Source organism: Cellvibrio sp. (assembly GCF_053579595.1).
Map to the genome: position 1 here is coordinate 1 of NZ_JBRFPI010000098.1, position 12,568 is coordinate 12,568.

General features: G+C 47.2%; 7 protein-coding genes and 2 pseudogenes. 7 read left to right on the forward strand and 2 right to left on the reverse strand.

Annotated features, from left to right (window positions below):
* A pseudogene (gene gatB / locus ACWA6V_RS08285) lies at window positions 1–188 on the forward strand (Asp-tRNA(Asn)/Glu-tRNA(Gln) amidotransferase subunit GatB); the annotation flags it as partial.
* 8 nt (window positions 189–196) lie between these two features.
* A complete protein-coding gene (locus tag ACWA6V_RS08290) occupies window positions 197–493 on the forward strand; it encodes a PA4642 family protein (protein ID WP_310075458.1) in 297 nt (98 codons plus the stop codon).
* A gap of 152 nt (window positions 494–645) precedes the next feature.
* Here the strand turns inward: ACWA6V_RS08290 and ACWA6V_RS08295 are convergent, their stop codons facing one another.
* Window positions 646–2,013 carry a deoxyguanosinetriphosphate triphosphohydrolase gene (locus ACWA6V_RS08295; RefSeq protein WP_449522038.1) on the reverse strand — a complete coding sequence of 456 codons (1,368 nt, stop codon included), beginning with the start codon at window positions 2,011–2,013 and terminating at the stop codon, window positions 646–648.
* Between the two features lie 20 nt (window positions 2,014–2,033).
* On the reverse strand, window positions 2,034–3,401 hold the full coding sequence (locus ACWA6V_RS08300) for a Fic family protein (protein ID WP_449522039.1): 1,368 nt from the start codon (window positions 3,399–3,401) through the stop codon (window positions 2,034–2,036).
* 343 nt (window positions 3,402–3,744) lie between these two features.
* Between ACWA6V_RS08300 and atzF the strand changes: the two genes are divergently transcribed.
* The 5 genes and pseudogenes from atzF to ACWA6V_RS08325 form a co-directional block, all read left to right on the forward strand.
* Complete coding sequence (atzF, locus tag ACWA6V_RS08305) at window positions 3,745–5,532, forward strand: allophanate hydrolase (RefSeq protein WP_449522040.1); 1,788 nt, start codon at window positions 3,745–3,747, stop codon at window positions 5,530–5,532.
* A gap of 27 nt (window positions 5,533–5,559) precedes the next feature.
* Window positions 5,560–9,180: an urea carboxylase gene (uca, locus tag ACWA6V_RS08310; RefSeq protein ID WP_449522041.1), complete on the forward strand. Its 3,621-nt coding sequence runs from the start codon at window positions 5,560–5,562 to the stop codon at window positions 9,178–9,180.
* A gap of 129 nt (window positions 9,181–9,309) precedes the next feature.
* Entirely contained in the window at window positions 9,310–10,023 is a 714-nt protein-coding gene (locus ACWA6V_RS08315; protein ID WP_449522042.1) for a GntR family transcriptional regulator, read from the forward strand.
* Between the two features lie 188 nt (window positions 10,024–10,211).
* Window positions 10,212–11,507 (forward strand): urea ABC transporter substrate-binding protein, encoded by a 1,296-nt coding sequence (gene urtA, locus ACWA6V_RS08320; protein WP_449522043.1) that lies wholly within the window; start codon window positions 10,212–10,214, stop codon window positions 11,505–11,507.
* A 189-nt stretch (window positions 11,508–11,696) separates the two neighbouring features.
* Window positions 11,697–12,568, forward strand: a pseudogene (locus ACWA6V_RS08325) (urea ABC transporter permease subunit UrtB); the annotation flags it as partial.

Consider the following 12,568-nt stretch of genomic DNA (forward strand, 5'->3'; position numbering starts at 1 on the left):
CATTGGAAAAAATCATCGACGACATACTTGCCGCCAATGTTGCACAGGTAGAAGGCTATCGCGCCGCCGCCGAAGATAAACGCGCAAAAATGCTCGGCTTCTTTGTGGGCCAGGCGATGAAAGCATCAAAAGGCCAAGCGAATCCGCAAGCGCTGAATGAATTATTAATTAAAAAATTAAACGGTTGAGAATTGAAATGAGCCTACGCAAAGACAAAGAAAAAGTCCTCGGCGAAATCTTCGACGAAGCCCGCATCGCCACCTTTTTGGATTACCCCGCACCTGCTGGCATCAATGCAGATTTCCATTTATTGGAAAAAGCCTATCGCGGCATGCGCGGCGAAAACTTTGGCACTTTTGTAAAATTATTTATCGAAGCCGGTAAAGATGTAAACGCAATCGGCCCGGAAGGCAAAACCTTCCTGCAAGTCGTAAAAGCCCATCGCAATGGCGAAGAATACGCAGTTGCTTTGGAAGCGGCTGGCGCGAAGTAAATAACTCACAAATTAACACGCTGAAAATTGCACTTACCAAACTGCACCCCAAAAGCTGGCGACCACTCCAGCTCGACAGGTGCAGTTCAGCTCACGCCACCGCACAACAGTAGCCGCCCCCTCCCTATCACCATGACTTAAGCAGCAACTGACTAGTATTGCGAATACCCCATACCATTAAATTGTTTAGCAAGATTAGTCGCATAGTTATCGGTCATGCCACTGATGTAATCGATCACGGCCATCAGCGCCAGATATTTGTAATTTTCTCCACGCCTGCTTACATCAGGATGGAAATTATTCTCGCCAATCAAGGCCATTACTCGATTGTCTTTGTAAGTCATTTGCGACACATCGCCAAGCGATGCATAGACAGCAGAGCAAATCGTATTCAACAAAGTCCCTATCACTGTATAAGCACCAATTTCCAATTCGACCCGACGCGAATGATTAAATATTTTTCGCTTGGCTAAATCCTTTGCGGCTTGCACTGCATTTTTTACTTTGGGATCACAAAGCGAAATCAAATCGCCCTGCACTTCTCCGCGCAAAAAAGCATCCTGGTGCTTGATAAACGCGGCTGTACCGGCATTGATAAATGCATCGATGACTTTACCGCGCACCAGCGCTGGCTTGCGTCCGTCGTTAACCTTTTTCAGCAAGCGCTCCAATTCCGGTAACTGTGCAGAATCAGAAATTACAGGGTGCAACAATTCATAAATTTCATTCCAATTGAGAATGCCCATTTCCAAACCGTCTTCCAAATCAATAATGCCGTAACAAAAATCGTCCGCCGCTTCCATCAAATACACCAACGGATGGCGGCAATACCAATCGGGTCCCATTTCAATCAAACCGGTTTTTTGTGCGATCTCATGCACATGTGCCAATTCCGTTTGAAAAATGCCGTACTTGGCATCTTTTGGGCGCTGTCCTAAAACGGTGGGTGATGAAGTCCAGGGATATTTAATTGATGACGCTAGCGTTGCATAAGTCAAACGCATGCCATCATGAAATTGGTGATACTCAGAGGTAGTCAACACGCGTAAACCCTGCGCATTACCTTCAAACACTCGGATATCATCTTGCTCAGAGGGCGATAAATCCCTTAAAAATTCTGCACCTTCTTTTTGGAACCAGTTGCGGATAGCATCTTCACCGGTATGACCAAACGGCGGGTTGCCAATATCGTGGGCAAGGCAAGTGGCTTGTACGATATCGCCAATATCGGTTGGCCAAATATGCGCAGGCAAATCACCTTTATCTTTTAACGCCTGGCCCACACGGATGCCGAGCGTACGCCCCACACAAGCCACTTCCAAACTGTGTGTCATACGGTTATGAATATGGTCATTTGTGGCCAGCGGATGTACTTGCGTTTTGCGCGCAAGGCGACGAAAAGCGCCCGAGAAAATAATCTTGTCGTGATCCGAGTGAAACGGCGACCGCCCCTCCTCATGTTTTGCTGTGCGATTACCCAAGCGGTCAGCGCAGAGTAGTTGTTTCCAATTCATGGCCATACATACATCCCTAACAGTGTTTAAGAGATCCAGTTTTTCTGGATATCTTGTTTATCACGCAATGAATAAATCCACTCTTTGCCGTCTTTTTGTTTATCAAAGAGATTTAGTTCAACTAAACCATTTAATACGGTGGCGGCGGTGTTGTAAGAACAATTCAGTTTTTCTTCGATATACCTTGCGGTAAAAATTGTATTCGGACTACTTTTGGCGACTTGAAAAACCACTTTTTGCTTTTCACTCAGTTTTCCATAAATGCCTGCGTTAAATAACCACGCATTAAATGATGCAATATTCTCAACCGATTTTTGGCAGTGTGCTTTAAACGCAGCAACAGCACGCATAATCACCGAGCATTGATAATCGATAAAGTATGTCATATCCATTTCGTCGGTTTCGGTATACAAATACGATTTTCCATATTGTGTCGCAGCATCTTTCAAAAGATTACTGATCGATATATAACGGAATGCACCGTAATCCTTCTTGAACATAAACCAGTAAAACAACGCCCTGGCAACCCTGCCATTTCCATCATTGAATGGGTGCTCATAACCTATTACAAAGTGAATGCATATCGCCTTTACAAGTGGATGAATATAGCTCTGGCTTTCTATTTCATCATGATCGGTATTCATCCAGTCACACAGTGATTGCAAACGGTCCTCAAGCCCTGTTAACGGAGGTGGTTGATGCACTATGTTTCCATCTCGATCTTCAACAACCACATTATCAGTCACACGAAAAGCACCGGGAGCGTACTTTTCATCATCGATACCCGTTACCCCAATAGAATGTAAATCTCTTATTAGATCAGTAGTTAATGGTAATGATCGCTTATCCCATACAAACTGCATCATTTTAAAATTGCCAACAATCATTCTCTCGTCAATACTGCGTGGCTCACGTTTACGCTTGATCATCTCCTTTGCAATTAAGGTAGTTGTGGCTGCACCTTCTAGCTGACTACTACTGATTGCCTCATCTTCAAATAAATCTTCCAGCATGTAAGAAATGTTCTGCTCTTCGCCTACTTTTCTGTTTGCCCATTCCAACGCTGCAGTGGTAGTAGACTGATCAACTAACGTTTTAGTTTTCTGCAATATTGAGGTAGAAAAATAGCTGCTTTTTTCCAAAGAGCTGCCCGTTACATCCAAAGAGTGACGCGATGATCGCCTGGACTCCTTGACATACGCCCAGGCTAAATTCACACCCAAAGCTTGAGGTACGCGATGCCTAAACTCATCAAAAGGTAAATACCGCCCCTTTTCATCAACTGGCACTGCATACGATAAGATTTTCAACATTTCATTTTTATCATCCAAGCCCTCCCATGCCTTTTTCCAAAGACTAGGAATGTCTAATTCCGCTGGTGGCCGCTTAATCATCTCAACTAATCTCAAAAACCAACAATATTGAGATGAACTATAGATTACTCGTACCCATATCTCAATATTTATAAAAATTGAGATATGCAGATAAGAACCACTCGCACCAATTTAGCTCCCATCTAAAATTCGCACGCACAACTTCAGCGCATAAAAATCCCTGCAAAACCCAACCATAATCATCCCCGTTTCCGTTTTTATACGTCATTTAACTCATTGAATAACAAGGTTTTTGTGCTTGTAGCACGAGGGCATTCAACGAGCCAATTTCACTTGGCACAGTTTCTGCTGAATACAAACTTGTATCCAAGATTGTATTTAAGATTTGACTGCGGGAACGATAATGATGCAAACAACAGGCTGGACGATTAATGAGTGGCTGAACGCTTACCGCAGCGAAGGCTTGGTAGCGCGCGCTGCGCTGCAAGATCTGCGCGCGCAACTCAAAGCAGATGACACAGCCTGGATTTATATCGTTTCAGCTACCGAATTAGATGCTCAGCTCGGTGCATTGGAAAACCTGGGCAACCCCGGCGACCTGCCGCTCTACGGCGTACCCTTCGCGGTAAAAGACAATATCGATGTCGCAGGCATTCCCACTACCGCCGCCTGCCCTGCATTCACATACATTCCCGAGGTTGATGCCACTGCAGTAGCGCGCCTTAAACGAGCCGGTGCGATTGTGCTCGGCAAAACCAATCTTGACCAATTTGCCACAGGTTTGGTTGGCACTCGCTCTCCCTACGGCGCTGTACCCAATTCTTTTAAACCCGATTATGTTTCAGGTGGTTCAAGTTCAGGTTCCGCAACAACTGTCGCGCATGGACTTGTGCCATTCAGTTTGGGCACAGACACCGCAGGCTCCGGTCGCGTACCCGCAGGCTTCAACAATATCGTCGGATTAAAACCTACCAAAGGCCGTTTTAGCACCACCGGTGTTGTACCTGCCTGCCGCAGCCTCGATTGTGTTTCTGTTTTTGCGCTCATCGTGGACGATGCAGAAACCGTGGCCAGTGTGATGGAAGGATTTGATCCTACCGATGGCTACTCACGCGTTGCGCCTGCTGCTGCAACCTATTTTTCCAGTAAGCCGCGCTTTGGTATCCCCGCATCACCCAATTGGTTTGGCGATACGCAAGCTGAAGCCGCTTGGTTGGAAACATTAGAAAATATTTCTGCTTTTGGTGCTGAGTTAGTCACCATCGATTTCACGCCGATGTTTACCCTCGCACAATTATTGTATGGCGGCCCCTGGGTTGCCGAGCGCCACGCAGCCATTGCCGAATTTATGCAAGAGCACGCCGCCGATATGAATGATGTTGTGCGTGGAATTGTTGAAAACGCGGTTAATTTTTCCGCGACTGATGCCTACCGCGCTGAGTATCGCCGCGCTGATCTCGCGCGCGAAATACAACTATTAATGAAAAATGTTGACGCGCTATTGGTGCCCACATCACCGCGTCATCCTACGATTACCGAAGTCAACGCCGATCCTGTTGTGGTGAATAGCCAACTCGGTACTTACACCAATTTTGTGAATCTCGCCGACTGCTCTGCCCTCGCACTGCCTGCCACCATGCGCGCGGATGGTTTGCCATTTGGTATCACGCTAATTGCGCCAGCATGGCAAGACGCCGCACTCGCCGCCTTCGGAAAAAAATGGCACAGCAGCGTTAATTTATCGCTGGGTGCTACTGCTAAACCAACACCGACACTCGCGCTAAAAAATACAGCACCGCAAGGTTATGTTCGCCTCGCTGTCGTCGGCGCACATTTAACCGGCATGCCACTCAATGTGCAGCTGCAAGAACGCAAGGCAATTTTTGTTGAGAGCACTTACACCGCAAGCAATTACCGTTTGTTCGCACTACCCAATACCACACCGCCCAAACCCGGTTTGATTCGCGCAGCGGAAGGTGCAGAAATTATTGTGGAATTGTGGGATGTACCCGTACAGCAGTTCGGCAGTTTTGTTGCATTAATTCCTGCGCCGCTGGGTATAGGTACATTGAGTTTGTACGATGGTCGCGAAGTAAAAGGTTTTATTTGTGAAGGCGCGGCCGTGAATGGCGCAACGGACATTACGCATTTGGGTGGATGGCGCACCTACATTAAATCACTACAAAAGTAATTTAAAAATTACAGTCGGAGAAGAATCATGTTGAAGACCGTACTTATCGCCAACCGCGGGGAAATCGCGGTACGCATTGCCAAGACCCTGAAAAAAATGGGCATCGAATCGGTTGCGGTATATTCCGATGCCGACCGCAACTCCGCGCATGTCACCGCCTGCGATAAAGCTATCTGCCTTGGTGGTAATACGGCCGCCGAAAGTTATTTGAAATCCGATTTAATTCTCGCTGCCGCAAAGGAAACGGGTGCTCAGGCAATTATTCCCGGTTACGGCTTTCTCTCTGAAAACGCCAAGTTTTGTGAGCAATGTGAAGCAGAAGGCATCGCATTTTGTGGCCCAACTCCCGCACAAATTCGCGAATTCGGTTTGAAACACACCTCGCGTGAAATTGCCGAAAAAGCTGGCGTGCCACTTACACCTGGAACAGGCTTGTTGGGTTCAATTGACGAAGCAGTCGCATCTGCCGCGCAGCTCGGCTATCCGGTGATGTTAAAAAGCACTGCCGGTGGCGGTGGTATCGGATTAACTCGCTGCAACAACGAAGCAGAATTAATTGCCGCCTATGAAAGCGTAAAACGTTTAGGGCAAAACTTTTTTAGCGATAGTGGTGTATTCCTCGAGCGTTTTGTCGATAACGCCCGTCATGTGGAAGTACAAATTTTTGGCGATGGCAAAGGCAATGTTCTCGCACTGGGTGAACGCGATTGCTCACTGCAACGCCGCAACCAAAAAGTGGTTGAAGAAACTCCCGCACCCAATTTGCCTGCTGCCACGCGCGATAAATTATTGGCCGCATCCAAAAGCTTGGGTGAAGCAGTTAATTATCGCTCAGCTGGCACTATTGAATATATTTACGATGCCGCGCGCGATGCGTTTTACTTTTTGGAAGTAAACACCCGCTTGCAAGTAGAGCACCCCATCACTGAAGCCTGTACCGGTGTCGATTTGGTTGAGTGGATGATCCTCACCGCAGCCGGTACTCCGCCAAAACTGGATATCGAAATCAATCCGAAAGGCGCCGCTATTGAAGTGCGTTTGTATGCCGAAGATCCAGTGCGCGATTTCCAACCATCGCCCGGCGTATTAACCGATGTACATTTTTCCGAATCAGCGCGTATTGACACCTGGGTTTCTACTGGAACAGAAGTATCGCCCTATTACGATCCGATGATCGCCAAAATTATTGTGTACGGTAAAGATCGCGCTGATGCCATTAGCAAAATGAAAACCGCGCTGAACGAAACCCGCGCAGCAGGTATCGCCACCAATCTGGATTACTTACGTCAAATTATCGCAACCGATTTTTTTGGCAGCGGTGATGTTGCCACCAATAAATTAGCCAGCTTTGAATATCAAGCGCCCGTTGTAGAAGTATTACAGCCAGGCACTTACACCAGCGTTCAGGATTATCCCGGCCGTGTCGGTTTGTGGAGCATTGGTGTTCCGCCCTCAGGTCCAATGGATGATTACGCATTCCGTTTAGCCAACCGTATTGTCGGCAACCATGAAAGTGCCGCCGCGCTGGAATACACCATCATCGGGCCAAAATTAAAATTCCATCGCGATGCAACCATCGCGCTGACGGGTGCAACATCACCCGCAAAAATTGATGGTGAATTAATTCCTTTCTGGCAACCGGTTGCCATTAAAGCCGGACAAATTCTGGAGATCGGTAAAGCTGACCAAGGTTGTCGCGGTTACCTCGCGGTGCGCAATGGTTTTGATGTACCAGTGTATTTAGGTAGCCGCTCTACTTTTGCACTCGGCCAATTTGGTGGCCACGCTGGTCGCACCTTGCGCGCCACCGATATGCTGCCGATCAGCAATCCGGCAATTGCCGCCTGCACTACTCCGGCACCGGTTTACGACGCTGCAGCAGCACCTGTTGAATTAATCCCGAGCTATCCAAGTGAATGGGAGATCGGTGTGCTTTACGGTCCACACGGCGCGCCAGATTTTTTCACTGAAGATGCGATTGACATGTTTTTTTCAACCGCATGGGAAGTGCACTACAACTCCAACCGTTTGGGCATTCGCCTGAATGGACCAAAGCCTACATGGACACGCAGTGACGGCGGTGAAGCCGGTCTGCACCCATCCAATATTCACGATACCGAATATGCGGTTGGCTCCATTAACTTCACCGGCGATATGCCAGTCATCCTCACCAAAGACGGCCCCAGCCTCGGTGGATTTGTTTGCCCGGTTACGATTGTAAAAGCGGAATTATGGAAGGTTGGCCAGGTAAAACCCGGCGATAAAATTCGCTTCAAACGGTTAAGTTTTGATGCAGCTCTGGCTCTGGAATTATCCATTGATCGTGCAATTGAAAACCTGAGTGTACAACCGGAAGTACTACTCGCGCCCATTGTTAAACCGGAAAACACCATTTCCGATTGTATCGTTGCCGCATTGCCACCGCAGGGTAGCCGCCCGTTGGTCAGTTATCGCCAGGCAGGCGACAAATATATCCTGCTCGAATATGGCGACAATATTCTTGAATTGAGTTTACGCCTGCGCGTGTACGCGTTGATGGAAGCATTAAAAGCATCACCGATTGAAGGCGTGATTGAATTGTCGCCCGGTGTGCGCTCCCTGCAAATTAATTACGACAGCCGCGTCATTCATCAACAGCAATTAATCAATCAATTATTGGTAATTGAAGAAACACTCGGCGATGCCCGCGACACCAAAGTACCGAGCCGCATTGTGTATATGCCGATGGCCTTTGAAGATTCGGCCACACTGGATGCAGTTTCACGCTATCGCCAATCCGTGCGCGATACAGCGCCCTGGTTGCCGAGCAACACTGAATTTATGCGTCGTATTAATGGCCTGGATTCCGTTGAGCAAGTAAAACAAATTCTGTTTGAAACCAGCTACATGGTGTTGGGTTTGGGCGATGTGTATCTCGGTGCACCTTGCGCAGTACCGGTTGACCCGCGTCATCGTTTGCTCACTTCCAAATATAATCCGGCGCGCACTTACACCGCCGAAGGCACGGTAGGAATCGGCGGCGTATATATGTGTATTTACGGTATGGATTCTCCCGGCGGTTACCAGCTTGTAGGGCGGACACTGCCGATCTGGAATAAATTCCTCAAAAACCCGATCTTCAAAGATGGCGAACCCTGGTTATTAAAATTCTTTGACCGCGTGCGCTATTACGAAGTAACTGAAGAAGAATTAACGGCACAGCGCGAAGCATTCCGCGAAGGCCGTTTAAGCCTGCGTATTGAAGAAGATTATTTTAGCCTCGCTGAACACGAACAATTCCTGCACGACAATGCCGCGAGCATTGCTGAATTTAAAACCAAACAACAAGCCGCTTTCACCAAAGAAGTTGCGCTCTGGCAAGCCGATGAAGAAAAGCAAGTTGATGCAGCATTACAAGCAAAAGTATCGACTGGCCCGATTGACGTTGACGGCCATGCCGTTACCGCCGATATCAGCGGCAACATTTGGAAACTGTTGGTTGAGCCAGGCCAATTAGTAGAAGTAGATCAACCACTGTTAATTGTGGAAGCGATGAAAATGGAATTTTCGGTATATGCCGATCGCGCTGCAAAAATTGGTTCGATTCATTGCGAGCCAGGCAAACAAGTAAATGCAGGCGATTTGTTGCTGGTGCTTGAGGAGGATTAACCCGGGCCTTTTATTAATTCAACCCCTCCCAACCTCCCCCTTGTCAGGGGGAGGAACTGAAGGAGGCACTGATCAGTCCCTCCCTATTTTTAAGGGGGAGGTTAGGAGGGGGAAAAAAAGGTAGCGAGTATGAAATTAGTCAAACACGACAAAACCAAAAAAAAAGCCGATGAACCGCGCACCAATTTAACGGAGCGTATTTATCAAACAATTAAAGACGATATTTTTTCATTTCGCTTATTGCCCGGCGACCGGTTTAGCGAAAATGAAATCGCCGAGCGTGTGGCAGCAAGCCGTACCCCGGTACGTGAAGCGCTAGCGCGCCTGCAACGCGAAGGTTTTGTCGATGTTTCCTTTCGCAGCGGCTGGCAGGTCAAACCTTTTGACTTTAAACAATTTGAACAGCTTTACGATGTACGCATCGTACTGGAACTGGCAGCAGTTAAAAAATTATGCGAAATGGAACCAGCGCCACCGCTGGAAGATTTAAAACGAATCTGGCTAGTAAAACCGGAAGACCGTTTGGAAGATGGCCCAACCGTCTGTGCATTGGATGAACGCTTTCACGAACAATTGATTGAAGCCACCGGCAACACTGAAATGGCACGCATCCATCACGATATTACTGAGCGCTTGCGCATTATTCGCCGGATCGATTTCACCCAGCGCAACCGCATTGAAGCGACCTACGATGAGCACGCCAAAATCCTGCGCACAATTATTGAACGGCGCGCAGAGGATGTAAAAAGTTATTTAAAAACGCATATCGAAGCGAGTAAAGCCGAAGTGCGGAAAATTACACTGCACATGCTCTATGAAGCACAGCAGCAGAACCCGGATTAATTGCGACACTTTTAAAAATAGAGTGACAACATTTTTTATGCCTGAAGCACATAAAAAATGATTAAGGAAGAAAAATCTGTCACCCACGATTAGCGTTAACAGCGTTACCGGAAAATGGTGTTTATACAAACAACATAGCACCAAAGTTAAAACCACTGAGTCATTAAAACCATCTAGGAGAAAGACCCATGAAGCTGAAGAAGATAGCAAAACATGTCGGGGCACTCGGTATCGCCTGCGGCCTGACCATCGCATCGTTTAGCGCTGCTGCCGCTGACACCATTAAAGTGGGTGTACTCCACTCACTGTCTGGCACTATGGCAATTTCAGAAACCACCCTGAAAGACACCATGCTGATGTTGATCGAAGAGCAAAACAAAAAAGGTGGTTTGCTCGGTAAAAAATTGGAAGCCGTTGTGGTTGACCCAGCGTCAAACTGGCCATTGTTTGCCGAAAAAACCCGTGAATTGTTAACCAAGGATAAAGTCGCAGCAATCTTCGGTTGCTGGACCTCTGTTTCGCGCAAATCAGTATTGCCAGTAATTGAAGAATTAAACGGCGTGCTTTTTTATCCCGTGCAATACGAAGGTGAAGAATCTTCACGCAACGTGTTCTACACAGGTGCTGCACCAAACCAACAAGCAATCCCTGCTGTTGATTACCTGATGAAAGAAATGAAAGTGAAGCGCTGGGTATTGGCTGGTACTGACTATGTTTATCCACGTACCACCAACAAAATTTTGGAAGCCTATTTGAAATCCAAAGGTGTTGCGCAAGAAGACATCATGATCAACTACACCCCATTTGGTCATTCCGATTGGCAAAACATTGTGTCTGATATCAAGCGTTTTGGTTCAGCGGGCAAAAAGACTGCCGTAGTGTCTACCATCAACGGTGATGCGAACGTACCTTTCTACCGTGAACTCGGCAACCAAAAAGTCACTGCAGAAGATATTCCGGTTGTTGCTTTCTCTGTAGGTGAAGAAGAACTTTCCGGTATCGATACCAAGCCACTGGTAGGTCACCTTGCTGCATGGAACTACTTCATGAGCGAAGACAATCCAGCTAACGCTGCTTTCATCAAGCAATGGAAAGCCTTCATCAAAAATCCAAAACGCGTAACCAACGACCCAATGGAAGCACACTACATTGGTTTCAACATGTGGGTTAAAGCCGTTGAGAAAGCCGGTACTACTGATACTGACAAAGTGGTTGATGCCATCATCGGTGTTGAAGCACCTAACCTGACTGGCGGTGTAAGCAAAATGTTGCCGAACCACCACATCACCAAACCCGTATTGATTGGCGAAATCCAGGAAGACGGTCAATTCCTTACCGTTTCACAAACCGACGGTTTGGTTCCAGGTGACGCATGGTCTGATTTCCTTGATGGTTCAAAAGATCTTGAATCAGATTGGATTAAATTGAAATGCGGTAATTACAACACCAAAACCAAAAAATGCTTAGGTGCTGCAGCGCAGTAATAGCGGCATACAACTCGCTCCCAAGCTGAACTTGGGAGCGAGTTGCTCTCACCACAGATTCGTTTGAAAAAAGATTAATAGAAAGATCACCTAAAAATTAAAAAAGCCTTACCAAAAAAATTATTTTCAATTTGCTTTTACAGAGACAAGATTATGCGAAATCCAATGCAGCTATTTGGAAGATGGCAAGTGCAGTTGATACTAGTATTATCACTTTGCTGCGCAGCGTCGGTTTTTGCGCAAGACGCGGCCACACCAGCCAACATCGCAGAAACTACCAGCGACGCTACGCCAACAGAAATATCTGCCATTGCAGAACCTGAATTCGACACCCTCGTCAAAGCCTTAACCCAAGGCAGTTTACCCAAGCGCGCACAAACCGCTAAAAAATTGGGCAAGCTCGATGACCCACGCGTTGCAGGTGTCATTGCCGCGTTGCAACAGGGTAGCCTCTATGCCGAAAAATCCAGTGACCCAGTTGTCGCTGTCGTTGATAAATCTGGCAATTATGTGAACGCGATCAGCGGCGAAAAAATTGCTCCTGATGCCACCGAATCACTCAAACGTGTGCCCATCAACAACACCATGCGCACCCAACTACGCACGGTGCTGGCCGCGTTAAACTTAAATGATAAAAACGCTGATGTACGTTTGGATGCAGTCAATCGCATGATCGCCGACGGCGTGGACGAAGATATTATTGCACTGTTACAAGAGCGCCAAAAAACCGAGCCGGATGACGACGTGCGTACTGCCATCACCGCCGCAGTAGCCTTGATGAATTTGCAAAGCAGTGAACAGCAAATGCGTTTGGATGCAATCCAGATTTTGCGCGGTAGCCTGCAACAAGAAGTACGCACTGCTTTATTGGAAATCGCCACCAATGATGCCGATGCAAAAGTCAAACAACAGGCACAATTTGCGCTGGATTCAATTGAAGACCGCATAGCCGCCTTTCGTTTAACCGAAAATATTTTCTTTGGTTTGAGTTTAGGCTCAGTGCTGTTGCTCTCCGCTATTGGCCTCGCCATCACTTTTGGTGTGATGGGCGTAATCAATAT

Excerpts from the sequence above, each read along its gene's own strand:
- ACWA6V_RS08290 (WP_310075458.1), top strand. The coding sequence starts at position 197 with ATGAGCCTACGCAAAGACAAAGAAAAAGTCCTCGGCGAAATCTTCGAC.
- ACWA6V_RS08295 (WP_449522038.1), bottom strand. The coding sequence starts at position 2,013 with ATGGCCATGAATTGGAAACAACTACTCTGCGCTGACCGCTTGGGTAAT.
- ACWA6V_RS08300 (WP_449522039.1), bottom strand. The coding sequence starts at position 3,401 with ATGATTAAGCGGCCACCAGCGGAATTAGACATTCCTAGTCTTTGGAAA.
- atzF (WP_449522040.1), top strand. The coding sequence starts at position 3,745 with ATGATGCAAACAACAGGCTGGACGATTAATGAGTGGCTGAACGCTTAC.
- uca (WP_449522041.1), top strand. The coding sequence starts at position 5,560 with ATGTTGAAGACCGTACTTATCGCCAACCGCGGGGAAATCGCGGTACGC.
- ACWA6V_RS08315 (WP_449522042.1), top strand. The coding sequence starts at position 9,310 with ATGAAATTAGTCAAACACGACAAAACCAAAAAAAAAGCCGATGAACCG.
- urtA (WP_449522043.1), top strand. The coding sequence starts at position 10,212 with ATGAAGCTGAAGAAGATAGCAAAACATGTCGGGGCACTCGGTATCGCC.